The following is a 24,038-nucleotide window of genomic DNA, read 5'->3' on the forward strand; positions in this document are numbered from 1 at the left end:
TTAACACCGCGACTTCCGCCTGGAAGGCGGTGCAATATATGGAAACAGATCGATTCCGGCGTGACGGCGGCCAGTCGCCCGGCGTCCCGATAACGGTGCTTTCGAAAAGCGACCAGGCACCCGTAGAGGTGCTTCCAGAAATCAGCCTTGATCCGTGAGAACGTTATGGAACCCGGAAACGCCCAGCTGTCGATGACGGTACTGATGACCCCCGACATGGCCAACTTCTCTGGCAATGTCCACGGCGGCACCCTGCTCAAATACCTCGACGAAGTGGCCTACGCCTGCGCGAGCCGTTACGCCGGCCGCTATGTGGTGACGCTGTCGGTGGATCAGGTGATTTTCCGCGAGCCGATTCATGTCGGCGAGCTGGTGACCTTCCTCGCCTCGGTCAACTACACCGGCAACACGTCGATGGAAGTCGGCATCAAAGTCGTCACCGAAAACATTCGCGAGCGTTCGGTGCGCCACACCAACAGCTGCTTCTTCACCATGGTGGCGGTGGATGACCAGCGCAAACCGGCCGCCGTGCCGCCGCTGCAACCGCAGAACAGTGAAGACAAGCGTCGTTATATGCAGGCGCAGCAACGTCGGCAGATTCGTCAGGAGCTGGAGAAGCGCTATCAGGAGATCAAGGGCGACGCCTGATCTTTGTAGCGCTCAGACCGCGTTCGCGAGCAGGTCGAATCGTCGCACCGTCGCTCCCACAGATGAATGCATTTCAAATGTGGGAGCGAGCCTGCTCGTGAATGGGGGCAGCACGGTCTTAAAGACTGATTGCAGTAGCCTCGAACTTCACCCGCGGATGTGCAATCCGATCCTGCGCCCGCACCAACTGCAGCTCGTAACTGGCGCACGCCTGAGTTTCCAGCAGCACCTCATGCACCGCCGCCGCCGTGAATTCGAACGCCGCCACCAGACTGTCGCCCAACAGCACCCGCGCCAGAAACAGGCCGGACGTCAGGTCACCCACGCCCACCGGCTGACGGGGAAACGCCAGTAACGGACGACGCAGATGCCAGCTGCCTTCAGCCGTTACCAGCAGCATCTCGAAGCCATCCGCCGGTTTGCCCGGATAATCCAGATGCTTGACCAATACCGCTTTCGGTCCGCGCGCCAGTAGCGACCGCGCCATCGCCAGACAATCGAATAGCGACTGCGGCTTGCGCCCGGAAAAGCTGTCCAGTTCCAACTGGTTCGGACACATGATGTCCGCCATGGCCGCCGCCTCTTCCAGCAGGAAGTCGCTAACCTCGGTCGGTACGCTGCAGCCCTTCTCCGGGTGGCCCATCACCGGATCACACAGGTAAAGCGCCTTCGGGTTGACTGCCTTGATGCGCTCGACGCCGCTGAGAATCGCTCGTCCCTGCGCCGCGCTGCCGAGATAACCGGACAGCACCGCATCGCAGTTGCCCAGCTCGCCAATCGCGGCGATGCCTTCGACCAGTTCGGGAATCTGCTGCGGCGCCAGCACTTCGCCGGCCCATTGGCCGTACTGGGTGTGGTTGGAAAACTGCACGGTATTGAGCGGCCAGACATTGACCCCGACCCGCTGCATCGGAAAAACCGCGGCGCTGTTGCCGGCGTGGCCGAACACGACGTGGGACTGAATGGCGAGCAGATGAGGCGTACGTTTCATTCGGGTCATTCCGTAAAACGATTGAAATTCAAGCCGCGCAGTATGCGACGAAACGCAGCCTGTACGACAGACCGGCGACGCAGTTAAGCTGACGCTATCTTTTGGAGTTCGATGTTGATGCTGACCCTGGAAAACATCTTTGTGCTGATGCTGTTTGCCGCTGTCGGCGCATGGCTGTGGCACAACCACGGCTTGCGCGAACGCGCACTGGAGCGGGTCAAACAGCATTGCCTGAACGTACGGGTCGAATTGCTCGATGGCAACGTCGCGCTGAAGAAGATCGGTTTCATCAAGGACGCCAACGGTCGCCGACGACTGGCGCGGGTGTACAACTTCGAATTCACCGTGACCGGCGAAACCCGGCATAACGGCACCATCACCCAGTTTGGTGCGCACAGTGCGCAGATCGAACTCGCGCCCTACCCGGCACCGTTCGACGATACGCCGCCAGTGGTCGAAGTGCAGAGGCCACGGGCAGAAGTCATCGAGCTGAGTCAGTGGCGGCAGGAACACACGAAGTGGAAGCCTTGAGCTGAATCACTGGGTTTGGCATCGCGCCAGACCTGCCTGCAATTGATCAATATTTTGCGGATCGACGAAGATCAGTTCGATTCGCGAATCTTTACGCCATTCGCTGGCCTGCCAAATCAGCTTGGTATTATCCAGAGCATTCGCAGACACCCAGCCCTCCGTGCTGTGGATAACCAGTTTCGCTCTTTTCCAATTAAGGCCCGTTAGCCAGTCGGCCATGCGTTGCTTGTCGAACGTCTGGCCCGGATGCCAACGCCAACCAATGCTCCAACCACCCTCCTGCGCCTGACTCAGGCAAATCGGCACCGCCGGAGCGCTCCAGACGGCCGGCATTTGTCCCAATCCTCGGGGCACCGCCAGGTTATCCACTCCTTTCAACGCATGCGCAGCCAAGCCCGGCAGTTCACTCAGAGGCAACTGCGCCTGTTGCGTCCAGATCCGTCTGACTGAAGGCAACTGACTGATAATTTTCTGCCTCGCCGTTTCATCAAGGTTTTCAGCCTTGTTCAACAGCAGCAAGCCCGCACTGGGCAACGCTTCCTGCTGTGCCGCCGGCAATGCTTTGCCAGCCTCGAGCGCCTGCGCATCCAGCACCAGCACACATGGCTGCAGCGCCAGCACGCCTGACCATGGCGCCTCATTCAATTGCTTGAGCAACTGCGCCGGATGCCCCAGCCCGGACGGTTCGATAAACAGTCGATCAGGCTTGGCTTTGCGCAGCAAACGCCCAAGGCCGATCTGAAACGGCGCGCCATTGACGCAACACAGGCACCCCCCGGCCACTTCGCCCAGTGCGATACCATCGGCGTCGTTGGTCAGCAGCGCGGCATCGAGGCCGATCTGGCCGAACTCGTTGATCAGCACCGCCCAGCGCTCGCCAGCCGGCCGCTGAGCCATCAGTTGACGAATCAGGCTGGTCTTGCCGGCGCCCAAAGGGCCAGCAATGACATGGGTAGGAATGTTCTGCAACATGGCGGGAAGCTTTCTTGGGAGATGCAAAGATGCGTTGGATGGGATGGTCGTTGCTGTTGACGCTGCTGTCGAGCGAAGCGTGGGCTCAGGCCTGCGTAGTGCACAGTCAGGGCGAGCGACTCGACGTCAAAGTCTGCCAGCAAAACCGCAATATTCCTGAAAAACTGTTCAACGACGGCTTCTGCCAGCCAACCCTGGCCGGGCAAAAAGTCGAGGTGCAATACGTCGATCATTGCCCGAACGGCGCGTTTGGCGTGTGCAGCAACGCGCAAGTCGCCAATATGCCTTATCGCCAGGACATCCACTATTACGGGGTCGCCACCGATGCGGCGTATTTGAAACCGTATTGCGAAGGCCAGAGCCAAGGCTCGTGGCTCAAGCCTTGAGGCGTCAACCGAGCCAGTCGAGGGTCAGTATCAGACGACACTCGCCTGCGGCCGGTTGCGGCGAACGGTGAATCAGACCGAAACCTTCATTACCGTGCCATTTCTCGCCTTTCAGTAAGGCGACGTCGCCGCTATTGAGTTGCTGTATTTGCGCTTGGGGTTCGGCGTTGGCCTGCCCCAATTGACTGCGATCCATCGCGCCTTCCTTGAGCCATTGACTGCCGACGCCGGCGTAGGTGGTGATCAGCCGCACCGGCACATGATCAACGTGGAAGCGCGGGCACATGGCTTTATCGAGCACCCGCAGGCGCAGTCCGATGCGCTTGGCTCCCAGCAAACAGGCGAAGGCGCTGACCAGCCATTTCAGGTCGGCGATGAAGCCTTCATAGCCTTCCAGATCACGGAAACCTGAAGCCAAACCGGTCAGGTCAGGCTCAGCGTCCTCGTGCGGCAGCTCCAGGCATAGCGATTGGCCCAACGGTTCGTTGAGCGACAGAAGCAATTGAGCGAAATCGCTGATGTGCAACGGCAATTGTCGCTGCCAGACGGCAAGGTTGGTGTCGTCATCCAGAATTCGCGTCAGCGTCTTTGGAGTCGGTCCTTGGTGCTGATAACGCGTGCGATTTTGCAGCAGTTTGAGCGCGAGCATCAGGCAGCCTCGTCATGCCAAGGGCCAAACGGATCCGCCAGCAATCGCCAGCCCTCTACGCCGAGGGCCATTTCTTCATCAGTGAGCAGGCAGTCATCCAGTTCCTCTGAAAGCTGTAGGAAATCGATGTTCTGACCGATGAACACCAGTTCCTGCCGGCAGTCTCCTACGCTCGGCGTCCAGTTTTCCATGATCGCGGCGGTGCTTTGCTGATCTTGTGGCCATTGGTTCTTCGGCACAAAACGCCACCAGCGTCCGGCAAAACCGTGGCGCATCAGGCCGCCAGCCTGCGACCAGCTACCAGCGTCTGTGGGTTTGCTCGCGAGCCAGAAGAACCCTTTGGAACGCAGCAGCTTGCCGTTCAGCCACGGACGGTCGATGAAGCTGAAAAAGCGTTGCGGGTGAAAGGGTCGGCGCGCGCGATAGGCGGTGGAGGCGATGCCGTACTCGTCGGTTTCCGGCACGTGCTCACCGCGCAACTCCTGCAGCCAGCCCGGTGCCTGCGCGGCTTTCTCGAAATCGAAGCGGCCGGTGTTGAGGATCTTCTCCAGAGGCACCTCACCCATGACCATCGGGATGATTTCGGCTTGCGCATTGAGGCGTTTGAGAATGGCGATCAATTCCTCACGCTCGGCCTGGCTGATCAGGTCGATCTTGCTGATCAACAGCACGTCGGCGAACTCGATCTGCTCGATCAACAGGTCGGTGATGGAGCGCTCGTCCTCCTCGCCGAGAATTTCGCCACGGGAGGCGAGGCTTTCAGCCGCCTGGTAGTCCGGGAGGAAATTCACCCCGTCGACGACAGTGACCATGGTGTCGAGACGGGCGATGTCGGAAAGGCTTTGTCCGTGTTCATCACGAAAAGTGAAGGTTTCTGCGACCGGCAGCGGCTCGGAGATGCCGGTGGATTCGATGAGCAGATAATCGAAGCGACCTTCACGGGCGAGCTTGCTGACTTCTTCGAGCAAGTCTTCGCGTAACGTACAGCAGATACAACCGTTGCTCATTTCGACGATTTTTTCTTCTGCACGGTTAAGGCTGACATCACGCTGGACTTCGCTGCCATCAATGTTGATCTCGCTCATATCATTGACGATGACAGCGACGCGAAGACCATTTCGATTACGTAGTACGTAATTCAAAAGTGTACTTTTTCCGGCGCCTAAAAATCCGGAAAGTACGGTGACGGGCAATTCGGCTGACATTGGATAATCCTCTTATGAAGGCAGCCGATTGGCGCTTTTGCCAGCGCTTGGCGTTTTGGCGCTTCATGCGAGGGCCTCGCTGAAGGTAAACGCTTGAAATCGGCCCGCTCAGGCTCAATAGTTGTTTATGTTATATTATAACACGACAAATAAACCAGCCCTGCCCTTGTCCTGAGCGATAAACAGCAGGAAGCTGAGCCCATCCCACACTCGGAATTGCTAATGAAAACTGCGCTGAAATGCTCGTTGTTGAGCCTTGGATTAATGGTGGCGGGCAATACGTGGGCGCAGTTTCAGGCGCTGGCAAGCTGCACCCGCAGCGCCAACTTGCTTGCCTGCGTCGATGCCGAGGGCAATGCGTATAGCGTCAACACTGTCGGCAGCACGCTTTATCTGCGCGGGTTTGAAAAGGCTGGGCAGCGTTATTGGGCGCAAACCAACAGCCGCTTCGGCCAATTGACGTTCTTCACCGGCATAGCCTCTGACGGTGAGGCCTGGGCTGGTTACACCCGACGCATCGGCTGGACGACTATCAATCGCTTCTCCAGCTCGGGCGGCAGCAGCGCGAAATTCATTTGCAGTCGAATTGTGGGCTGCTAGACCTGCGCCTTTAGCTGCTCCTGTCGCCAGGCAAGATAGCTGTCGATCGGTGGGTTTTTCTCAAAATAACGCAGAAAACCCTCAAACAAACCATCCGCGACAGCCTGTTGATGCCGCGCGGTTACCAGCCGCTGACTGTCGCGAGCGTTGGAAATGAAGCCGGTTTCCACCAGGATTGACGGCACATCCGGCGACTTCAACACGGCGAATCCGGCCTGCTCTACACGCTTCTGATGCAGAGTGGTGATGCCCGCCAGACTGCCCAGTACCGTGTTGCCCAGTTGCAGACTGGCGGCAATGGTCGCATTCATCGACATGTCGAGAATCACCCCGGCGAGCATTGGATCTTTGTCTTTGAGGTTGAGCAGACTGGTAGCGCCGAGCAGGTCAGCGCCGTTCTCACGCTGCGCCATAAAACGCGCCGTCGCCGATGTCGCACCACCTTCAGACAGGCAATACACAGACGCTCCAGAAGCTGTCAGCCTTGGCGCTGCATCGGCATGCACCGAGATAAACATGTCTGCCTTGTGCTGACGGGCGATCTCTACGCGTTTACGCAAGGGCACAAAGAAGTCGTCATTGCGCACCAGTTTCACGTCGAATCCTTTCTCTTTTTTCAGGCGTTTGGCGAGTAGCTGAGCAATGGAAAGCACCACATCTTTTTCCCGCTCACCCTTCGCGCCGACCGCACCGGGATCCTTCCCACCGTGTCCTGGATCGACAACTACGATGATGTCGCGCTTGGGGTGAGCGCTGATTCTGGGTGTTTCACGTGGAACCATTGGGATCTCTGGCGCTGCTTTCGCACTGACTAAATCCAGAACCAGCCGATGACTCTGGCCATCCTGGGGCGCCAAAAGAAAGCTGTTAAGCAGCACTGGATTGCTCAGGTCGAGAACAATCCGCGTGTCTCCCTGACCAAAAGGCCCGGATCGAATCGAGCGGATCACCGTGCCATTCAGAGCCAACTGACTGAAATCGCCGCTCAGATCTGCGCCGGACACATCGATTATCAGCCGTTCTGGAGCGCTGAGCGTGAAGGTTTTGTATCGCACCGGGCCACTTAAATCGAAGACCAATCGCAGCTTTTCCTCAGAACGCCAAAGCCGTGCGTTGCGAATTTGCGTGGCCGAAACACTGAACGGAAGGGCGAAGGCCGCGCTGGCGAGAATCAGATTGAGCAAATGGCGTCTGTGCATATGAAAGCCTGTTCATGAAAAAAGCATCGTGATCTGTATTGTTATAATGTAACATTCATTTCAATCAACACGATGGTTCCGAACATGAATTCGCTGACACTTCCGGATATCGCTGCGCAATCCGCTCGCCAAGCCTTGCCCCTCGAATGGGTGGGCATGCACGGCATCGCGTTACCTGTTTTATTGGAAGGCCAACGCGTGAGCGCAAAGGCTGATGCGGGGGTGAGTCTGGATGACGGCGAAGCTCGCGGGATTCACATGTCGCGACTCTATCTGGCCCTGGAAGCGCTCGAACAGGAGAGTCTTTCCCCTGCTCTGCTGCACCAGGTACTCAAACGTTTTCTGGATAGCCACGAAGGTTTATCCCACTGTGCCTACCTGAATATCCGCACCGATCTACTGCTGAAAAGACCAGCACTAATCAGTCCACTGGCCGGATGGAAATCCTATCCCGCGACGATTTCAGCCAGTCTGAAAAACAAGATGTTCCACGTGGAACTCAACATCGAAGTGCCCTACTCCTCGACTTGCCCGTGTTCCGCGGCATTGGCCCGGCAATTAATTCAGCAACAATTCGTCGACGACTTCGCCAACAAACCCCTTCAGCATGCAGACGTTCTCGCTTGGCTTGGCTCGACTCAAGGCATCGTCGCCACGCCTCACAGCCAACGCAGCACTGCACAATTGCATCTGCACCTCGACGAGTTCATCGACGAATTACCGCTTAGCGTGATCATCAATGACGCCGAAGCGGCCCTCGGCACCGCCGTACAAACCGCAGTAAAACGCGCGGACGAGCAAGCCTTCGCCTTGGCGAATGGGCAGAATCTGATGTTCTGCGAAGACGCCGCACGCCGATTGAATCTCGCACTTCGCCGCACACCCGGCGTTAACCAGTTCCATCTGCGAGTGATCCACGCCGAAAGCCTGCACGCCCACGACGCCGTCGCCGAAAGCCACTGGCAGCGTGAGCAAGCATGATCCGCTGCCAATCCCTGAGTTGGGGCGCTCCCGGTCAACCGCTGACCACGCCCCTGAATCTAGAACTCGAAAGCGGCAGCCTAACGGCAATCATCGGCGCCAACGGCTGCGGCAAAAGCAGCCTCTTGAAGGTCATCGCGGGGCTGCAAAAACCACTGGCAGGCAAAGCCTCCCTGAGTGTTCCACGTCAAAGCGGATTGTCATTCCTCCCCCAGCAACAACATCTCGACCGCCAGTTCCCCATCAGCCTCGAAGAACTGATCGCCGCCGGTTTCTGGGGACGTCGACTCTCAACCCAACTGCGCGCACAACGCCTGAAAGATGCACTGGAAAACTGGCACCTGAGCGGACTCGAACACCGCCCGCTCATGGCCCTCTCCGGCGGCGAACTACAACGTGCCCTGCTCGCCCGCCTGAGTTTGACCGACGCTCCGGTTCTGCTCCTCGACGAACCCCATGCCGCCCTCGATGAGCTCGGCCAACAATTGCTCTGGCAGCACATCCACACCTGGCATAACGAAGGTCGAACAATCGTCGTGGTCTGCCATGACCTCTGCGCCGTGCGCCAACACATCCCGCAAACCTTGCTGATCAAAAACCGCGAATGCGTGTACGGCGCCAGCGTCGAACTGATCCGGCAAACCCCTCACACGCAGGTGGCCTGATGGTCACCGTCACCCACTTGTGGCAACCGTTCAATGAGTTCCTGTTCATGCGACGTGCCCTCCTTGGCGGACTGGTCTTGGCATGCAGCACGGCACCACTCGGCGTGTTTTTGATCCTGCGACGGATGAGCCTGATCGGTGACGCCGTCGCCCACGGCATCCTTCCTGGCGCCGCATTAGGATTCTGGTTTGCCGGACTGAGTATGCCTGCGCTCACACTCGGCGGCCTCGGCGCGGGTCTGAGCATGGCCGGACTCGCGGCGTGGATCACCCGCCGAACCGGTCTACGCGAAGACGCCAGCCTCGCCGCGATCTACCCAATATCCCTCGCCAGCGGTGTGCTGATTCTGGGCATCGCCGGCAAACGTCTCGACCTGCTTCACCTGCTGTTTGGCTCGGCATTGGCCGTCGACGGCCCGACCCTCACCGGCATGTTATGGGTTTCGGGATTCAGCCTGATCGCCATGGCACTGATCTACAAACCGCTGCTGCTCGACACCCTCGACCCGCTGTTCCTGAGAACCGTCAGCCGCCTCGGCCCACTCGCCCACGGCGTATTCCTGACCCTGGTGGTGCTCAATCTGGTGATCGGCTTCCAGGCCATCGGCGCGCTGATGGTGGTCGGGTTGATGATGCTCCCCGCCGCTGCCTCGCGGTTCTGGAGCCGTCGACTGCCGATCCTGATTGGCATCGCCGCCATCATCGGTTGCCTCTCGGTGTGGTTTGGCTTGTTGCTTTCGTTCTACTACTCGCTGCCAAGCGGACCGGCCATCGTGCTGGTCGCCGGCGTCGGTTATCTGCTGTCGGTGGTGTTCGGGCCGGTTCACGGTCTGCTGCGCCGCCCGCCTTTGCTTACATCCCAATGAGGTGTTTCCCGATGCGCGTTCTACTCGTGTTGTTCAGCCTGATGCTGTCGATGTCATTGTCGGCGGCGGAAAAATTACCGGTGGTGACCAGCTTCAGCATTCTCGGCGACTTGGTGCATCAGGTCGGCGGCGAGCATATCCAGATCACCAACATGGTCGGCCCGGACGCCGACGCGCACACCTACGAGCCGACACCGGACGATGCCAAAGCATTACTCGGCGCCAGGCTGATCATCAAAAACGGCCTCGGTTTCGAGCCATGGCTGGATCGACTGGTGAGCAGCACCGAGACCAAAGCCACCGTCATCAGTGCCAGTCATGGCGTGATTCCGCGCTCACTGGACGAGGATGGCGAAACCGTTCCCGACCCGCACGCCTGGCATAATCTGGCGAACACCGAACTGTACATTGCCAACATCACCAAGGCGCTGATCGCTGCCGACCCGGCGAACAGGGCCGACTACGAACGCAACAGCCAGGCCTATCTGAAGCAGATCTACGCCCTGCTCGCCGAAGCAAAAACCAAGCTCGGTTCGCTGCCGCCGGGCAATCGCAAGATCGTCACCAGCCACGATGCATTCGGTTATCTCGGTCAGGCCTACGGCATCGACTTTATGGCGCCGCAAGGTTTGTCCACCGAGCGTGAACCCTCGGCCGCCGAAGTCGCTGCGCTGATCACCCAGATTCGTCAGGCCAAAGTCAAAGCGGTGTTCATGGAAAACATCAAAGATGCGCGTCTGCTCAAGCAGATCGCTGATGAAAGCGGCGCGCACATCGGCGGCACCTTGTACTCCGACGCCCTCGCCGCCAGTGGCCCGGCCAGCACCTTCACCGGCCTGTTCGAATACAACCTCAACACCCTTTACAACGCGCTGAGCCGACCATGATCCGCAAGAATCCTTCAGGCGATTTGCCGCAAATCGCCGAGTCGGCTTACGTCGACAAAACCGCGATCATCTGCGGCAAGGTGGTGATTGGCGAAAACGTTTTCGTCGGCCCCTACGCGGTGATCCGCGCCGACGAAGTGGATGCCTCGGGCGAGATGGAGCCGATCACCATCGGCGCCAATTCGAACATTCAGGACGGCGTGGTGATCCACTCAAAATCCGGTGCGGCGGTGACCATCGGCGAATTCAGCTCGATCGCCCACCGCTCAATCGTGCATGGCCCGTGCGTGGTCGGCGACCGCGTGTTCATCGGTTTCAACAGCGTGCTGTTCAACTGTGTTGTAGGTAACGGTTGCGTGGTGCGGCACAACTCGGTGGTCGATGGTCGCGATTTACCGGACGCCTTCTATGTGCCCTCCACCACCCGCATCGGCCCGAACACCGACCTCTCGTTATTCCCGCCAGTGAGTGTCAGCGCCTCGGAGTTTTCCGAAGACGTGGCGCGCACCAACGTCGATCTGGTGCGCGGCTACAAAGCCTTGCAGAACGAGTTCTGAGCCATGAGCAGCGTGCTGATTCGCAACGCAAGGCTGGTCAACGAAGGGCGTGAGTTCGACGCAGATCTGTTGGTCAGCAATGGACGCATCGTCAAGATTGCGCGCAGCATCGAAGGTGAAAACGCCAAAGTGGAAATCGACGCGAACGGTCAATGGCTGCTTCCCGGAATGATTGATGACCAGGTGCATTTCCGTGAACCAGGTGCGCCAGCCAAGGGCAGCCTTCACACCGAGTCGCGTGCGGCGGTTGCCGGTGGCATCACCAGCTTCATGGACATGCCCAACACCAACCCGGCCACCCTTACCCTCGAAGCGCTGGCGGATAAAAAGCGTCGGGCGGCGATCAACTCGGTGGCCAATTACGGCTTTCACTTTGGCGTGAGCCGGGACAACCTCGACACGGTAGCCGCGCTCAATCCCTGTGAAGTGGCCGGGGTGAAAGTGTTTATGGGCGCCTCGACCGGCAACATGCTGGTCGATGATCCGCAGATCCTTGAGCGACTGTTCGCCGAGGTGCCGACCATCCTGCTGGCGCACTGCGAACACACGCCAAGCATCGATGCCAACGCGGCCAATCTGCGTGAGTTGTTCGGCGATCGTATTCCGCCCGCCGCCCACCCGCTTATTCGCAATGCCGAGGCGTGTTATCGATCCTCATCACTGGCGGTGGAACTGGCCAAACGTCACGGCACCCGCCTACATGTTTTGCACCTGACCACCACGCGTGAACTGGCGTTGTTCGAGGACACACCATTGGCGCAGAAACGCATCACCGCTGAAGTCTGTCTGCACCATTTGTTGTTCGATGATCGCGACTATCCAAAGCTCGGCAACCTGATCAAGTGCAACCCGGCGATCAAAACCCAAGCGGATCGCCACGCACTGCGCGAAGCATTGAACAGCGATCGGCTGGACGTTGTTGGCAGCGATCATGCGCCGCATACCTGGGAGGAAAAGCAGCGGCCTTACGCTGAGGCGCCTTCGGGGTTGCCACTGGTGCAGCATGCCTTGCCGGCATTGATGGAACTGGTCGCGGACACGGTTTTGCCAATCACTACGCTAGTGGCGAAGACCAGCCATCGCGTCGCGGATCTGTTTGCGATTCCGGATCGTGGGTATTTGCGTGAAGGGTATTGGGCGGATCTGGTGTTGGTTGAAGCGCAGGCGTTGGAGGTCGATCGGCAACCCATTCTGTCGCAGTGCGGATGGACGCCGTTTGCCGGACGCAGCTTTCGGCATCGGGTGAGCACGACGATTGTGTCGGGGCAGATTGCTTGGCGGGATGGGCGGGTGAATGAGGCGTGTCGGGGGTTGGCGCTGAGGTTTATGCGCTGAGCTTGAGGACGCTTTCGCGAGCAAGCTCGCTCCCACAATTGGAACGCATTTCCCTGTGGCAGTGAGCTTGCTCGCGAAGCTTTTAGGCTCTTGGCTTCACAGCGCCGCAATCCTGACCCAACCAAACTGCACGCGTCTCCAGGCTGCCCTTCTGGTTGATCCCGATCGCATTGAACGTGCCGTTGGCCACGGTGGTGAACTCGCGATCACTGAGGAACGTCGCCACGCCGGTACCCTGCGCTTTCGGGCAACTGAAGCGGAACTTCCACTGGTTACCGGTGCGATCGGTGATCTGCTGTTTGCAGCCCGATTGCGGGTCGGCCAACGGAATATCGTTGGTCGCCACCTGCTCTGGCGTCAGGCAGGCGCGGATGCCTTTGCCGCCAATATTGATCCCGTTCTTCTCCAGCGCTGCGCGCTGTTGCGGGGTCATCTGCCCTTGCAGTTGACCGAGGATCGATTGCACATCCATCGGCTGATCATCGACCTTGACGTTGCTCGATGTCATTTCCCACAGCCCCGGCTGCAGCATCTGCGCCTGCGCAACCACCGGCAATGCCAAACCCAGGCCCAGCGCCAAACCCAGCAGACGAACGTTCATCGAAAAACTCCTGATCAGTAGTGGCCGTTAGACGTCGGCCGATTGCTTCGGTTCATGCACCAATTAAATAGCGACAATCGCGACAGAACATGGTCTGTTAAGCATTGAATCTTCCGGAGCAAGGCTGCCCCATGGATTATTTTGGACCGCACATTTTCGGTTATCTGATCGCCCTGATACACACCCTCGGCTTGATCGCCGCGATTCACGCGGTGCTCACCGTGCGCACAGCTCAAGGCTCGATCGCCTGGGCATTGTCGCTGATCTTCATTCCCTACCTCACGCTTATTCCGTACCTGGTGTTCGGCCGCAGCACCTTTGATGGTTACATCAAGGCGCGGCGCCAGGCCAACGAACAAATGCGTCAGGCCATCTCCGAACTGAACTGGCGCCCTTGGGTGGAAGAAGCCCTCACCGCGCGCGCGTCCAATGCCTACGCCTCGTTACGGGCGATGCCCAAACTGGGGCGCATGCCATGCCTGGCGAACAATGAAGTGCAATTGCTGGTGAACGGTACGGCGACGTTCGAGGCGATTTTCCACGCCATCGATCAAGCGAAAGAAGCGGTGCTGATCCAGTTTTTCATCATTCACGATGATCGACTCGGCCAACGTTTGAGTGATCTGCTGCTGAAGAAAGCTGCGGAAGGCGTAACGATTCATCTGCTTTACGACCGCATCGGCAGCCACGCCCTGCCCCACAGCTATGTGCAGACGCTGCGCGATGCGGGCGTCGAGGTAAAAGCCTTCGCCACGCGCAGCGGCTGGCTCAACCGCTTTCAGGTCAACTTCCGTAACCACCGCAAGATTGTCGTGGTCGATGGCGTGGTCGGCTTTGTCGGCGGGCATAACGTCGGCGATGAATACATGGGTGAAAAACCACCGCTGGCACCGTGGCGCGATACCCATGTGAAGGTGCGCGGCCCGGTGGTCGCGTGCATGCAGGAATCCTTTGCCGAAGACTGGTTCTGGGCCGCCCGCACCCTGCCGCCGCTGATCCTGCCGGATGAATACCCGGAAGACGGCGTACTCTGCCAACTGCTCGCCAGCGGCCCGGCCGATGCGTACGAAACCTGCTCGCTGTTCTTCGTCGAAGCGATACATGCGGCGACGGAAAGAGTGTGGATCACCAGCCCGTATTTCATCCCCGATGAAGCCGTCTTCGCAGCGTTACGATTGGCAGTATTACGCGGTGTTGATGTACGTCTGCTGCTGCCCTCGCGCCCCGATCACCGCATCGTCTACGCCGCTTCCAGCCTTTATGCCTTTGAAGCGGTGCGCGCCGGTGTCCGAGTGTTCCGCTACCGTCCCGGGTTTCTGCATCAGAAAGTGGTGTTGATCGACAGCGAAATCAGCGCGATCGGCAGTGCCAATCTGGATAACCGCTCGTTCCGGTTGAATTTCGAAGTGATGTTGCTGACGGTCGACAGTGAGTTCTCCGCCGCCGTGGAACACATGCTCATCGATGACTTCGCGCTGGCCGACGAAGTCGCCAAAGAAGAAAGCCGGGAGCTCCACCGCCTGCAACAAGTCGGCATGCGGATCGCCCGGCTTATTTCACCGATCCTTTGAAACCCTCTCCCAAAAGAAGGGAATAGGCTCAGGGGTTGTAGATATCGTCACGGGTCCATGGCAGTTCATGGCTGCCATCTGGATGCGCTTTCACCGCGAGGATCTGGTGCAGATTGATCCAGCCACGGGCAAACGCGTAAGCACAGCCGGCCAGATATAGTCGCCAGATGCGCAACGCTTGATCCGGCACCAGTTTACCCGCCGCCTCAAGGTTGTCCTCCAGCCGCTCGCTCCAATGATCCAGCGTGCGCGCGTAGTGCAGGCGCAGGCTTTCGACGTCGACAATTTCCAGGCCCGCCTCGCTGATCTCCGCCGAGATCATCGACAGGTGCGGCAACTCACCGTTGGGGAACACGTACTTCTCAATGAAATCCCCGGCACCGCGTCCCACCGGACGGCCATCGGTGTGCTTGGCGGTGATGCCGTGGTTCATCACCAGACCGCCCTCCTTGACCGCACCGAACAGGGTTTTGCAGTACTCGGCGAGATTGGCGTGGCCGACGTGTTCGAACATGCCGACACTGACCACTTTGTCGAAACGCCCGTCCTGGGGCAGATCGCGATAGTCGAGCAATTGCAGTTCGATCTGCTCTTCCAGGCCTTCAGCCTTGACCCGCTCACGCGCCAGTTCCAGTTGTTCCTTGCTCAGCGTGATACCAAACACCTTGGCGCCGAATTCCCGCGCGGCGTAACGCGCGAGGCCGCCCCAACCGCAACCCACATCAAGCAAATAGTCACCTGGCTGCACACGCAGCTTGCGGCACAGATGTCGGAATTTGGCTTGTTGCGCCTGCTCAAGGCTTTCGCTGCCCGTTTCGAAATACGCGCAGGAGTACGCCATGTCGCTGTCCAGCCAGAGCTGGTAGAACGCATTGGACAGGTCGTAGTGGTAGGAAATGGCTTTGGCGTCGGTTTCCTTGTCATGCACCGAACGCACTGGCTGACTGTCGTCATCTTCACCGAGCAAAGCGTTGCTCAATTCGTCGCAGACCCGGATGACTTCGCTGATCGAACCCTCCAGTTCAAGCTTGCCTTCGACGAATGCTGCTCCGAGCGCATCCAGGCTTGGATGGGTGAACTGGCTGACCATCTGCGGGTCCTTGACCACGATGGTGACGCTGGGCGCCGGCCCCAGATTGAACTCATGGCCGTCCCAGAGCCGCAGTCGAAGCGGTAGCTGCAGATTCTGTAAGGCCGGTGGAAGTTGCGCGAGCATGGAAAATCCCCCTTGTTTCAGACCGTCAGATCTGAGGGTAGACCATCCCGGAAAAATAGCAGGCTATCGATTTGATTAGCCTTGGCTATCGTTGCAGACGCTCCAGCAAACCGTCTTGAACCCACTGTTTCAACCAGGTAACGGCTTGAAGTGGCGCGCCCTCACCATAAATGACTGCTAATTGTGTGCACAGTTCGGAGAAATTCCAGCCACCGGCGAGCAGGCCATTGAGGGCCGTGGCTTCGGCAGGATCGAGGCTGCGATAGTGACAGATCAGTTCGCAGCGCCAGATCAGACAGGCCTGTGGGATTTCGAGCACCGTGCTGTCAGGAAAGTCGGATTCTTCCTTCACCGAACGCCATAGCGAGAGACTGTTGAAGCGGCATTCCAGCCACTGCAGCGAAGGCGTTGGCTTCACCCGCAGCTCAGGCCATTCCTCTGGGGCCAGCGTCGCCATTGATTGCAGCGTCAACGGCTGACCCGCCGGCGCATCGAACGCCAGTGTAAACGCCCATTCAAGCGAGGCCAGTTCGGCCAGTGGCGCGCTTTGTTCCGGCACCAGATGCTCACGGATAAAGGCTTCGAAGCCTTTGCCCAGCCAGCGCAAGCTGTAATGCCCCGGCGGGGAATGGCGGATGTAAGAACTGGCGAGCCGATCGAATTCGTCGTCACCCATCCAGTGCAAGATCGCCACGAAGTCATTGCGCAAGACTTCCAGCAGACGCGCCTTGTACGCGTTGTGATAGATCGCCAGTCCCGCGCCGACATCCAGTGTCGGGCCACCAATCAGGCTTTTGCCCAAGACCGGATTCGCCGTAGCGTCGTCGTCGAGCAGAAACGACTCGAACGCCAGTTGCCAGTCTTTCAGGCGCATTGCTGCCTCCCGGCCAAGACCTTGTCACCCAGTTCACGTGCCTTGTGCAATTCACCGAGCAGTTCTTCGAAAGGCGGAAAATGGTCGTCGCGTTCCAGCAATGTGGCCACCGGGCCGAAGTGTTCAAGTGTGCGTTGATAGAGCGCCCAGACCGGATCGCTCACCGGATGGTCGTGGGTGTCGATCACGTAATCACCGTAGTCGCTGTGCCCCGCCAGATGCAGTTGACGGACTTTGTCGACGGGCAGGCTGCGAATGAACGCCCACGGATCAAAGCCGTGGTTGCGTGAGCTGACATAGACATTGTTCACATCCAGCAGCAACTCGCAGCCAGTTATCCGGCTCAGCACTGCGAGAAACTCCCACTCGCTGAAATCATCCGCGGCAGCACGAACGTAACTGGAGACATTCTCCAGTACCAGCGGACGCTGCAGAATGTCCTGCACCTGCCTTACCCGGCCGGCAATGTAATCCAGACTTTCTTCGGTATAAGGCAGCGGCAGCAGATCATGCAACTGATGGGCATTGCCGCGGCTCCAGCACAGATGATCGGAGATCCATGCAGGTCGTACCCGATCGGCCAGTTGCTTGAGTTGTTTGAGATAGTCCGGATCGAGGGCATGCGGCCCGCCGATGGACAGGGATACACCATGCATCACCAGCGGATAGCGCTCGGCGATGGCATCGAGGTAATACAGAGCCTTGCCGCCCTGCACCATGAAATTTTCCGAGACCACTTCGAACCAGTCGACATCCGGCGACTGCTCGAGGATCTGCTGGTAGTAAGCGCTACGCAGTCCGAGGCCGTAACCCAGGAAAGGCACAGAAGCTGACATAAGCGGACTCCTGATAAAAGTGGCCGCAGTGGCGCAAACCACTGCGGCGACACTAACCGGTCAGTTATTCGCCGACCTTGCCACCGGCTTCTTCGCAAGCCGCCTGAGTCATCGCCTTGAAGCCCTGACCTTTGCACGAACCCAAGCCTTTGCACGCGTGATCTTTGGTCTTGCAGTCGTTCTGGCCCTTGCAGCCATTCACGCCATAACAATGAACGTTGGCATCAGCAGCCATCGCGTTAGTGGCCACACCGGCAAACAGGGTCGCGGCGGCCAAAGCGAGAGCGGCACCAGCAGCAGCGGTCTTGATAGTCATTTTTCTTATCCTCGGTAATCGTCAGGGGTGTCGGCTGGAAGGTTTGTTCAGTCCCGACATAGCACTAGAGAGAGCGCCCCCGAAGGCGTTACAGAAGATCAAAAAATAATTTTCAAGGCTCCTCCTTGAGCTTCAATAACGGCTCCTGAAAGCGCAGCAACCGCCCGGCATTGCCAAGTACCAGCAGCGTGCTGAGGTTGTGCAGCAGCGCGGCGATCATCGCCCCGGCAGCGCCGAGCCAGCCGAATGCGGCGAACACGACAATGGCGAGCGTCCAGCCCAGACCAATGATCACGTTGACCTGCAACGTCCTGCGGCACTGACGGCTGAGGCGCACGCAGGTGCCCAGTCGGCGCAGGTCGCTGCCGATCAAAACGATGTCTGCCGAGGCCAGCGCAATGTCCGCACCTCTCGCGCCCATCGCCACACCAACCACGCCCGCCTTGAGCGCGAGCGAATCATTGATGCCGTCACCGACCACCATCGGCCGGAAGCCGTTGTCGATTTCCTTGAGCACACGATTGAGTTTGTCTTCGGGCAACGCCTGAGCTTCGACCTCATGCAAACCGACATCCTTGGCCAGCGACTGAGCCACACTCTGGCGATCGCCAGTGAGCAACAGCTGTCGACCCAGACCCAGTTCACGCAATTCACTGAGGGCAAAGCGGGCCTCCGGTTTGACGCTGTCCGCCAGCAGCAACCAGGCAAGGAACTCACCGTTGAGTGCCAGCCCGGCGATGGGGCCGTCATGATCGGGAATAGTTGTCGTAATAATGCCGAGTTGCGCGAACAACTCCGGGCGGCCAAGCGCCGCTTCGCCCTGCCCGGTCATGGCCACGACCCCGAGTCCCTGGCGCTCGTGGATATCACTCAACGGTAAGCATTGGTCTTGAGTGACCAGCCCTGCGAGCGCACGACTGACCGGGTGGCTGCTCGCCGCCCCGAGACTGGCGGCGAGTGCCATGATCGCGGACGACTCTGCGCGCGGGTTGTCGATCGACTGCAAGCGCAAGGTGCCGTAAGTCAGCGTCCCCGTCTTGTCGACCACCAGTGAAGTGAGATCAGCCAGCTCTTCAAGAAACGCCGAGCTGCGAATCAGAATGCCGTGGCGTGCCGCCACTGCCACACCGGCAATCGCCGTCGCCGGGGCAGACAACACCAACGCGCAGGGACACGCCGCTACCAACACGGCGAGCATTGCCTGCGCATCATTGGTGATGAACCAGGTCACCGCCGCCAGCAGCAATACCAGCACCATGTAGCTGCCAGCGTAGCGTTCGAGCAAACGCGTGATCGGCGGTTTCGAGCGCTCGGCGTTCTGCATCAGCGCGATGACCTTGCCGAGCGTCGACTCATCGCCGGTTCGCGTCACTTCGATGCGCAACAGGCCGTCGAGATTGATCGCGCCGCCAAATACGCTCATGCCGACGCCCGCCTCGACCGGCACTGATTCCCCGGTAATCGAAGCGGTGTCGAGGCTGGCTTGGCCAGACAACACCCGACCATCTGCCGGCACTCGATCACCGGCTCGCACTTCAACGGTGTCGCCTGCCTTCAACGTGCCGTTGTCCACTTCGATGATCGAGCCATCCGTCAGTACCTTACGCGCATGGCTGCGGGTCAGTTGACCGAGGGCATGAATCGCTTCCTGCGAACCGATGACGCTGCGTTCCTCCAGCACATGGCCGAAGATCATGATGATCGGCAGCAACGCCGCCGTCAGCAGATCACCGGTTGCCCACGCGCCGAGCATGGCCAGAGCAATCAGTTGATCAGTGATGCCATGCAGACTCGGATAACGCAGGCTGTACCACGCCGAACGCATGACCGGCACGGCGACCAATAAAGAAGCGAAACCCAACAGCAACTGGCTGACACCGGTTTGCTCCGGCACCAGCCAACGCCAGATCAAGCCCAGACCCAGCAAGCCCAGTGCAAGCATGGCCAAGGTCAGTTGTCGGGCAGCGCGGCGTTGTTCGGCCGAGGACAACAGACTTGGTGCGGCGATGGTCGCGGTCATTTACTGGCTCCCTGAATGATCAGGCGGGAATCGTCTTTCGGGTTGACCGTGGTTACCGATCCGGCCTGACCGAGAATCTTCGGCATGCGCTCGCGATAAAGGCGCAGGAGCATTTGCGGGTCGGTGCTGCTGGCCAGACTCGATACCGTGGCGGTGTCGGCCGAGGCTTTGGCCAGGCGCTCACCGGCCTGCGCGTGAGCAACTTGCAGCGTGCGGTCGGCTTGTTGGTTGGCGGTTTGCGTGAGTTTCTCGGCGTCGGTGCGTGCGTTGGCCACGGCTTTGTCGGCTTGCTGACTGGCGGTCAACACCGCATTGAAAGCACTGACCGCCGGATCGGGCAGACTCGATTGCACATCGACCCGCGCCACCTCGATACCGATGCCCTGCCCGCTCACCTTCAACTCGGCCAAGCGTTTGTTGATGCCTTGCACCAGATCACCGCGCAGCCGTTCACGGCGTTCGGCCGCTTGATTATCGGTACCGATCAACTCTGGGCGAGCGACCAGAATGGTGTCCAGATCCCGCGCGGCAGTCAGTGCCACAGCGCTTCGGGTGACCAACCGATCCAACGCCGGCAGCACATGATCAGCCTGCAAGACAAAGTCATAAGGATCGGTGACTTTGTAAAAAACCCGCACATCCAGTTGCACCACCCCCGCATCACCGGTCAATAAATAACCAGAACCGGCCAGAGCATCGCTGATGGGTGCAGCGAAGGATGCGACCCGATCGGCCTTGAGCGCCTCATCGCTGCGCAGCAGATTCTCGACGCGACGCTCAATAACCCGATCGGCTGCCGGCAACAGAATCACCTGTTCGAAAGGCTGTGGCCAGGCCAACAAAAGACCGGCATTGTGGATGCGATCCAGCGCGCCGAAGTGCAAAACCACCGCTCGATTCTGCGGATCGATTTGCCGCACATTGGAAAACGCCCAAGCCAACGCGGCCAGTACCGTCACCGCATACAAAGCAAAAAACGCCAAACGTCCAGCCTGAATCCACGGACTGTTCAGCGCATGTGTTCCACGTGGAACTTGTTCATTCATGGCTGCAAACCGGATTTGCTGTCGAGTGTCAGAGGGCCGTCGACCAGCACGCGGAATGGCGCAGCATCGGTGCGCAGAATCAGTTTGGTGTCCGGCGTGACGATGGTGCCAAGGGTGTCCAGTGAACGAAGCAAGTTATACAGCTGCGGCGAACTGGCGTACGCCCGGCCATAGATCTGTGCGGCTTCGACGCGAGATTGTGCTTCGATTTCTGCCGCTTTCACCATGGCGTCAGCCTGCACAATTCGCGCATCGCGCTCGGCAGCGGAACGAATTTGCGCGGCTTCGCGCTTGCCGATCGCCGTACGCTCGGTGGCAATTGTTTCACGCTCGGCGCGCATGCGATCGACCGTGGCGGTGAGCGTCACCGACGGCAAGGTCAAACGCTCAATGCCGACCTGCACAACATGTACGCCATAGGTCGCGAGCAATTGCTGATCGATCTGCTGACGCAACTGCGCTTCGAAGTCGGCGATGCGCACCTGACTGGCATCGGTGTTGACCAGATTCGCCAGATCGAAACTGCTGGCGGTGGTTTCCAGTGCCGAGCCGACAAAGGTACGAATCTGCCGCGCAGCCTCATCCGGCTGGTTCTGCACTGCGCGCATGAATCGCTGCACGTTGTCCGGATCGCCCTGCACCTGCCACGCCACATAAGCCTGGACGATGATGCGCAGACCGTCACGGGTGCCGACATCCTGCAAGCCGCTGGACGTCGTCCGTAGCCGCAAATCAACCGGGATCGCCGCTTCGAACGGCGCCGGCCAGCGCCAGCTCAAACCCGGATCGAGCAACACCCGCGACGGATTACCGAAACGGGTGATGACCGTGGCTTCACCGGAGCGCACTTGCACCAGGCTCGCCGCGGCGATGGCGAACGCCACCAGCAACACGGCCCAGGCCATGCGCCGCCACGGAAACGGCCCCGCCTCTTCCGGCGCACCGTGGTGATGGTGATGATGCCCATGATGATGTCCGCCGTGGCCGTGATCGTGGCCGCTGTGATCATGCGGTTGGTGCGTGTGCGACTGGCTCAATGGGTAACTCCTGGTTGAGCGGTGGTGCGCGCGGGCGTCGGGTCAGCCGGCAACGTGAAGGTACGCAGGTCGATGGTCGGCGCATTGCTGCTGCCACCGAGGCGATGATCGAGTACCAGCAAATTGGCTTTGCTCAGGCCCTGACTGAGCTGGCCGAGGTATTGCTCGAGCACGAAGGCCTGACCGGCACTGGCGTAGGCTTTTTGCTCGGCAGTGAATTTCAGATCCGCCGCTTGCGCCGTGGCACTGGTTTCCCGCGCATTGGCGCTGGCCTGATCGCGAGCAAGGCTGGCCTGCAACTGCGCCTGATTACTCGCTTCAGCAGCGGCGCCACGTTCGCGGGAGATCAATGCTTGCGCGCCGATCTGTGCGGCTTGCACGCTGTGATAGGCATTGGCGGCACCGGCCGGCGGGTGAATGGCTTCGACGACCGTGGCGAGAATCTCCACGCCACTGTTGAGTTGTTGCAAATCGCGTTGCACCGCACGACCGATCTCTTCGCCCAGCCCTACCCGATCTTCGCCGAGCAAACCGTCTAACGTGCGCGAGGCAAAATCGTGCACCAGAATCCGGCTGGCGGTGCTGCGGATCAGTGTCGGCACGTCGGCGCTGTTGTAGGTCGCCGCCACTGCTGCCTGATCAGTCAGGCCAATGCGATAGACGAAACGCACGTCCATGTTGACGATCTGAAAGCTCTGCTGATCGCCACGGCTGCTGGCAATGACTTGCGATTTGTCATTGACGTGACTGGCGTCCCACAAACGATTGGCTGTGAATGGCGCCGGACCTTCAGCAGGATCGGCTCGCACCGGCACCGGATTCTCGCCGACGCTGGTTGCCAATTCGTGCACCACGCCGTTTTCAACGATCAGCACGCGCCCCAGCGGCCACGGCAAACCTGTATGCAATCCCGGGCCGAACACCTGCACCGGTTTGCCGAAACGCTCATAAATGCCGCGGCCTTGCAGGGGGATTTCATGAATGCCGGTGAGCAACCACCCCACGGCAGCAACCAACGCCAGCACCGGCAGAAACGCCCGGCGCATGTAACTGAACGCCCAGATCTGCCGCAGATCGATGCCAAAACGGTTGTGCAATTCATGCTGCAACGCGAGCAATGGCTGTGGCGGCCAGCGCAGCATGCCGGCGACGAAACTGCGCGCCATTAGCGTCGGTTCGAGCTGTTCTCGGCGCGGACTGAAAATCGAAAGAACAGCGCGCAATAACAGCTCAATCGCGACCAATCCCGGCAATATCCCCAGCAGAACGGCGACGCGAACCGGCCAAATGGCGTTCTCGCTGGCGAACAGTAAGCACAGCGCCCCAAGCACCAGCGTGATGATTGCCACACGCGTCAGTTGTGCCAGTGAGCCCGCGTCCGGCCATTGCGCGGGATTTTCCTGTGCGAGTTGTCGCTCCAGCACCAGCAAGCCGAACGCCAATAACAACGCCAGCGCCGCGCCGACTGTGGCGGATAAACCGACGGCGGCGGCGGGCAAAGCGAGGTTCCACACCTGGTCGATGCTTAACACCACCAGCAGCGCCAGACCGCCCAACCACAGGGTCGCCGCACCGATCTGGCCGAGCAGATGCAAACTGCACTGGCTCAGGCGCTCCAATAATCGCTCGTACCAACCTTGCGGCGCAGATTCTTCGTCCACGGCTACCGGCGTCACCGCGACAGGATTGATCGCCTGCGCGCGCCATTGCGTGACCCACCAAGCCGATTGCATCCCGGCAACCAACACCAGCAACGCCGCACTCTGATTGATCAGCAACGGCAACCACAACGACTGCGGAGCAAACAGGCCGACAAAAAACGCCAGCATCCACCCCGCTCCGGCCAATCCGCCAAGGCTGATCGCCCAACGTCGCAAGTGCCGGCTCTGCACGGCCGCCTGCTGAAAGCGCGGCAGTCCGGTCACTTGCGTGCCATCCACCTCCAGATCGACTTGCATATCACCCCAAATTCAATGGTCCGCTGTTCATATCGTTACGATATAACGAAAAGCGTGAAATATTCGTACACAATTACCCTTATTCAAAGAT

25 protein-coding genes are annotated in these 24,038 nt (G+C 59.4%); 11 read left to right on the forward strand and 14 right to left on the reverse strand.

The window, feature by feature from the left end:
• The first annotated feature begins 165 nt into the window (after window positions 1-165).
• The gene (locus tag CCX46_RS30285) at window positions 166-648 is read left to right on the forward strand and encodes an acyl-CoA thioesterase (RefSeq protein ID WP_003229693.1); all 483 of its coding nucleotides are present in this window, start codon (window positions 166-168) and stop codon (window positions 646-648) included.
• 118 nt (window positions 649-766) lie between these two features.
• Here the strand turns inward: CCX46_RS30285 and pdxY are convergent, their stop codons facing one another.
• A complete protein-coding gene (gene pdxY, locus CCX46_RS30290) occupies window positions 767-1,639 on the reverse strand; it encodes a pyridoxal kinase PdxY (protein WP_127930294.1) in 873 nt (290 codons plus the stop codon).
• Window positions 1,640-1,756: 117 nt separating this feature from the next.
• On the opposite strand from pdxY, the gene CCX46_RS30295 reads away from it, so the two are divergent.
• The gene (locus CCX46_RS30295; RefSeq protein ID WP_127930468.1) at window positions 1,757-2,170 is read left to right on the forward strand and encodes a DUF3301 domain-containing protein; all 414 of its coding nucleotides are present in this window, start codon (window positions 1,757-1,759) and stop codon (window positions 2,168-2,170) included.
• A 6-nt stretch (window positions 2,171-2,176) separates the two neighbouring features.
• On the opposite strand, the gene CCX46_RS30300 is transcribed toward CCX46_RS30295, so the two are convergent.
• On the reverse strand, window positions 2,177-3,142 hold the full coding sequence (locus tag CCX46_RS30300; RefSeq protein ID WP_127930295.1) for a CobW family GTP-binding protein: 966 nt from the start codon (window positions 3,140-3,142) through the stop codon (window positions 2,177-2,179).
• 29 nt (window positions 3,143-3,171) lie between these two features.
• Between CCX46_RS30300 and CCX46_RS30305 the strand changes: the two genes are divergently transcribed.
• Window positions 3,172-3,528: an NADH:ubiquinone oxidoreductase gene (locus CCX46_RS30305; RefSeq protein ID WP_127930296.1), complete on the forward strand. Its 357-nt coding sequence runs from the start codon at window positions 3,172-3,174 to the stop codon at window positions 3,526-3,528.
• Between the two features lie 4 nt (window positions 3,529-3,532).
• On the opposite strand, the gene CCX46_RS30310 is transcribed toward CCX46_RS30305, so the two are convergent.
• Window positions 3,533-4,177 carry a DUF1826 domain-containing protein gene (locus CCX46_RS30310; RefSeq protein WP_127930297.1) on the reverse strand — a complete coding sequence of 215 codons (645 nt, stop codon included), beginning with the start codon at window positions 4,175-4,177 and terminating at the stop codon, window positions 3,533-3,535.
• On the reverse strand, window positions 4,177-5,382 hold the full coding sequence (gene zigA, locus CCX46_RS30315) for a zinc metallochaperone GTPase ZigA (protein ID WP_127930298.1): 1,206 nt from the start codon (window positions 5,380-5,382) through the stop codon (window positions 4,177-4,179). Before zigA ends, CCX46_RS30310 begins: the two co-directional genes overlap by 1 nt.
• Before the next feature lie 222 nt (window positions 5,383-5,604).
• Here zigA and CCX46_RS30320 point away from each other — a divergent pair, with 222 nt between their 5' ends.
• Window positions 5,605-5,982: a glutamine synthetase gene (locus tag CCX46_RS30320; RefSeq protein WP_127930299.1), complete on the forward strand. Its 378-nt coding sequence runs from the start codon at window positions 5,605-5,607 to the stop codon at window positions 5,980-5,982.
• Here the strand turns inward: CCX46_RS30320 and CCX46_RS30325 are convergent.
• Window positions 5,979-7,181, reverse strand: coding sequence for an N-acetylmuramoyl-L-alanine amidase (locus CCX46_RS30325; protein WP_127930300.1), 1,203 nt, complete (start codon window positions 7,179-7,181; stop codon window positions 5,979-5,981). The genes CCX46_RS30320 and CCX46_RS30325 overlap by 4 nt on opposite strands.
• A gap of 84 nt (window positions 7,182-7,265) precedes the next feature.
• Here CCX46_RS30325 and folE2 point away from each other — a divergent pair, with 84 nt between their 5' ends.
• From folE2 to CCX46_RS30355, 6 genes are read left to right on the forward strand one after another with little or no spacing between them, the layout of a single operon-like run.
• The gene (gene folE2, locus CCX46_RS30330; protein ID WP_127930301.1) at window positions 7,266-8,162 is read left to right on the forward strand and encodes a GTP cyclohydrolase FolE2; all 897 of its coding nucleotides are present in this window, start codon (window positions 7,266-7,268) and stop codon (window positions 8,160-8,162) included.
• The gene (locus tag CCX46_RS30335) at window positions 8,159-8,827 is read left to right on the forward strand and encodes a metal ABC transporter ATP-binding protein (RefSeq protein WP_127930302.1); all 669 of its coding nucleotides are present in this window, start codon (window positions 8,159-8,161) and stop codon (window positions 8,825-8,827) included. The genes folE2 and CCX46_RS30335 overlap by 4 nt, the downstream gene beginning before the upstream one ends.
• Complete coding sequence (locus CCX46_RS30340; RefSeq protein ID WP_127930303.1) at window positions 8,827-9,693, forward strand: metal ABC transporter permease; 867 nt, start codon at window positions 8,827-8,829, stop codon at window positions 9,691-9,693. The genes CCX46_RS30335 and CCX46_RS30340 overlap by 1 nt, the downstream gene beginning before the upstream one ends.
• A gap of 11 nt (window positions 9,694-9,704) precedes the next feature.
• Window positions 9,705-10,580 (forward strand): metal ABC transporter substrate-binding protein, encoded by an 876-nt coding sequence (locus CCX46_RS30345; RefSeq protein ID WP_127930304.1) that lies wholly within the window; start codon window positions 9,705-9,707, stop codon window positions 10,578-10,580.
• Window positions 10,577-11,137: a gamma carbonic anhydrase family protein gene (locus CCX46_RS30350; protein ID WP_122842141.1), complete on the forward strand. Its 561-nt coding sequence runs from the start codon at window positions 10,577-10,579 to the stop codon at window positions 11,135-11,137. The genes CCX46_RS30345 and CCX46_RS30350 overlap by 4 nt, the downstream gene beginning before the upstream one ends.
• A 3-nt stretch (window positions 11,138-11,140) precedes the next feature.
• Window positions 11,141-12,472 carry a dihydroorotase gene (locus tag CCX46_RS30355; protein ID WP_127930305.1) on the forward strand — a complete coding sequence of 444 codons (1,332 nt, stop codon included), beginning with the start codon at window positions 11,141-11,143 and terminating at the stop codon, window positions 12,470-12,472.
• Between the two features lie 82 nt (window positions 12,473-12,554).
• On the opposite strand, the gene CCX46_RS30360 is transcribed toward CCX46_RS30355, so the two are convergent.
• The gene (locus CCX46_RS30360; RefSeq protein WP_034152149.1) at window positions 12,555-13,073 is read right to left on the reverse strand and encodes a DUF3617 domain-containing protein; all 519 of its coding nucleotides are present in this window, start codon (window positions 13,071-13,073) and stop codon (window positions 12,555-12,557) included.
• A 131-nt stretch (window positions 13,074-13,204) separates the two neighbouring features.
• Here CCX46_RS30360 and cls point away from each other — a divergent pair, with 131 nt between their 5' ends.
• Window positions 13,205-14,644, forward strand: a complete 1,440-nt coding sequence (gene cls, locus CCX46_RS30365; protein WP_127930306.1) for a cardiolipin synthase — start codon at window positions 13,205-13,207, stop codon at window positions 14,642-14,644.
• A gap of 28 nt (window positions 14,645-14,672) precedes the next feature.
• Here the strand turns inward: cls and cfaB are convergent, their stop codons facing one another.
• The 8 genes from cfaB to hflK (CCX46_RS30405) all read right to left on the reverse strand — a co-directional run bounded on the left by cfaB (window position 14,673) and on the right by hflK (CCX46_RS30405) (window position 23,947).
• On the reverse strand, window positions 14,673-15,860 hold the full coding sequence (gene cfaB / locus CCX46_RS30370) for a C17 cyclopropane fatty acid synthase CfaB (protein WP_127930307.1): 1,188 nt from the start codon (window positions 15,858-15,860) through the stop codon (window positions 14,673-14,675).
• 85 nt (window positions 15,861-15,945) lie between these two features.
• The gene (locus CCX46_RS30375) at window positions 15,946-16,734 is read right to left on the reverse strand and encodes an HvfC/BufC N-terminal domain-containing protein (protein WP_127930308.1); all 789 of its coding nucleotides are present in this window, start codon (window positions 16,732-16,734) and stop codon (window positions 15,946-15,948) included.
• Window positions 16,725-17,570: an MNIO family bufferin maturase gene (gene bufB / locus CCX46_RS30380; protein ID WP_127930309.1), complete on the reverse strand. Its 846-nt coding sequence runs from the start codon at window positions 17,568-17,570 to the stop codon at window positions 16,725-16,727. The genes CCX46_RS30375 and bufB overlap by 10 nt, the downstream gene beginning before the upstream one ends.
• A gap of 64 nt (window positions 17,571-17,634) precedes the next feature.
• Complete coding sequence (gene bufA2, locus CCX46_RS30385; protein ID WP_127930310.1) at window positions 17,635-17,886, reverse strand: BufA2 family periplasmic bufferin-type metallophore; 252 nt, start codon at window positions 17,884-17,886, stop codon at window positions 17,635-17,637.
• A gap of 112 nt (window positions 17,887-17,998) precedes the next feature.
• Window positions 17,999-19,906 (reverse strand): heavy metal translocating P-type ATPase, encoded by a 1,908-nt coding sequence (locus CCX46_RS30390; RefSeq protein ID WP_127930311.1) that lies wholly within the window; start codon window positions 19,904-19,906, stop codon window positions 17,999-18,001.
• The gene (hflK, locus tag CCX46_RS30395) at window positions 19,903-20,952 is read right to left on the reverse strand and encodes a protease modulator HflK (protein WP_127930312.1); all 1,050 of its coding nucleotides are present in this window, start codon (window positions 20,950-20,952) and stop codon (window positions 19,903-19,905) included. The genes CCX46_RS30390 and hflK (CCX46_RS30395) overlap by 4 nt, the downstream gene beginning before the upstream one ends.
• Window positions 20,949-21,989 (reverse strand): protease modulator HflC, encoded by a 1,041-nt coding sequence (gene hflC / locus CCX46_RS30400; RefSeq protein ID WP_127930313.1) that lies wholly within the window; start codon window positions 21,987-21,989, stop codon window positions 20,949-20,951. Before hflC ends, hflK (CCX46_RS30395) begins: the two co-directional genes overlap by 4 nt.
• Complete coding sequence (gene hflK / locus CCX46_RS30405; protein WP_127930314.1) at window positions 21,986-23,947, reverse strand: protease modulator HflK; 1,962 nt, start codon at window positions 23,945-23,947, stop codon at window positions 21,986-21,988. Before hflK (CCX46_RS30405) ends, hflC begins: the two co-directional genes overlap by 4 nt.
• Window positions 23,948-24,038: the final 91 nt, after the last annotated feature.

This window comes from Pseudomonas sp. RU47, from assembly GCF_004011755.1.
Taxonomy (GTDB): Bacteria; Pseudomonadota; Gammaproteobacteria; order Pseudomonadales; family Pseudomonadaceae; genus Aquipseudomonas.

Bases quoted from the DNA above. Each gene is read 5' to 3' on its own strand.
- CCX46_RS30285 (WP_003229693.1), top strand. From the start codon at position 166: ATGGAACCCGGAAACGCCCAGCTGTCGATGACGGTACTGATGACCCCC.
- pdxY (WP_127930294.1), bottom strand. From the start codon at position 1,639: ATGAAACGTACGCCTCATCTGCTCGCCATTCAGTCCCACGTCGTGTTC.
- CCX46_RS30295 (WP_127930468.1), top strand. From the start codon at position 1,757: ATGCTGACCCTGGAAAACATCTTTGTGCTGATGCTGTTTGCCGCTGTC.
- CCX46_RS30300 (WP_127930295.1), bottom strand. From the start codon at position 3,142: ATGTTGCAGAACATTCCTACCCATGTCATTGCTGGCCCTTTGGGCGCC.
- CCX46_RS30305 (WP_127930296.1), top strand. From the start codon at position 3,172: ATGCGTTGGATGGGATGGTCGTTGCTGTTGACGCTGCTGTCGAGCGAA.
- CCX46_RS30310 (WP_127930297.1), bottom strand. From the start codon at position 4,177: ATGCTCGCGCTCAAACTGCTGCAAAATCGCACGCGTTATCAGCACCAA.
- zigA (WP_127930298.1), bottom strand. From the start codon at position 5,382: ATGTCAGCCGAATTGCCCGTCACCGTACTTTCCGGATTTTTAGGCGCC.
- CCX46_RS30320 (WP_127930299.1), top strand. From the start codon at position 5,605: ATGAAAACTGCGCTGAAATGCTCGTTGTTGAGCCTTGGATTAATGGTG.
- CCX46_RS30325 (WP_127930300.1), bottom strand. From the start codon at position 7,181: ATGCACAGACGCCATTTGCTCAATCTGATTCTCGCCAGCGCGGCCTTC.
- folE2 (WP_127930301.1), top strand. From the start codon at position 7,266: ATGAATTCGCTGACACTTCCGGATATCGCTGCGCAATCCGCTCGCCAA.
- CCX46_RS30335 (WP_127930302.1), top strand. From the start codon at position 8,159: ATGATCCGCTGCCAATCCCTGAGTTGGGGCGCTCCCGGTCAACCGCTG.
- CCX46_RS30340 (WP_127930303.1), top strand. From the start codon at position 8,827: ATGGTCACCGTCACCCACTTGTGGCAACCGTTCAATGAGTTCCTGTTC.
- CCX46_RS30345 (WP_127930304.1), top strand. From the start codon at position 9,705: ATGCGCGTTCTACTCGTGTTGTTCAGCCTGATGCTGTCGATGTCATTG.
- CCX46_RS30350 (WP_122842141.1), top strand. From the start codon at position 10,577: ATGATCCGCAAGAATCCTTCAGGCGATTTGCCGCAAATCGCCGAGTCG.
- CCX46_RS30355 (WP_127930305.1), top strand. From the start codon at position 11,141: ATGAGCAGCGTGCTGATTCGCAACGCAAGGCTGGTCAACGAAGGGCGT.
- CCX46_RS30360 (WP_034152149.1), bottom strand. From the start codon at position 13,073: ATGAACGTTCGTCTGCTGGGTTTGGCGCTGGGCCTGGGTTTGGCATTG.
- cls (WP_127930306.1), top strand. From the start codon at position 13,205: ATGGATTATTTTGGACCGCACATTTTCGGTTATCTGATCGCCCTGATA.
- cfaB (WP_127930307.1), bottom strand. From the start codon at position 15,860: ATGCTCGCGCAACTTCCACCGGCCTTACAGAATCTGCAGCTACCGCTT.
- CCX46_RS30375 (WP_127930308.1), bottom strand. From the start codon at position 16,734: ATGCGCCTGAAAGACTGGCAACTGGCGTTCGAGTCGTTTCTGCTCGAC.
- bufB (WP_127930309.1), bottom strand. From the start codon at position 17,570: ATGTCAGCTTCTGTGCCTTTCCTGGGTTACGGCCTCGGACTGCGTAGC.
- bufA2 (WP_127930310.1), bottom strand. From the start codon at position 17,886: ATGACTATCAAGACCGCTGCTGCTGGTGCCGCTCTCGCTTTGGCCGCC.
- CCX46_RS30390 (WP_127930311.1), bottom strand. From the start codon at position 19,906: ATGACCGCGACCATCGCCGCACCAAGTCTGTTGTCCTCGGCCGAACAA.
- hflK (WP_127930312.1), bottom strand. From the start codon at position 20,952: ATGAATGAACAAGTTCCACGTGGAACACATGCGCTGAACAGTCCGTGG.
- hflK (WP_127930314.1), bottom strand. From the start codon at position 23,947: ATGCAAGTCGATCTGGAGGTGGATGGCACGCAAGTGACCGGACTGCCG.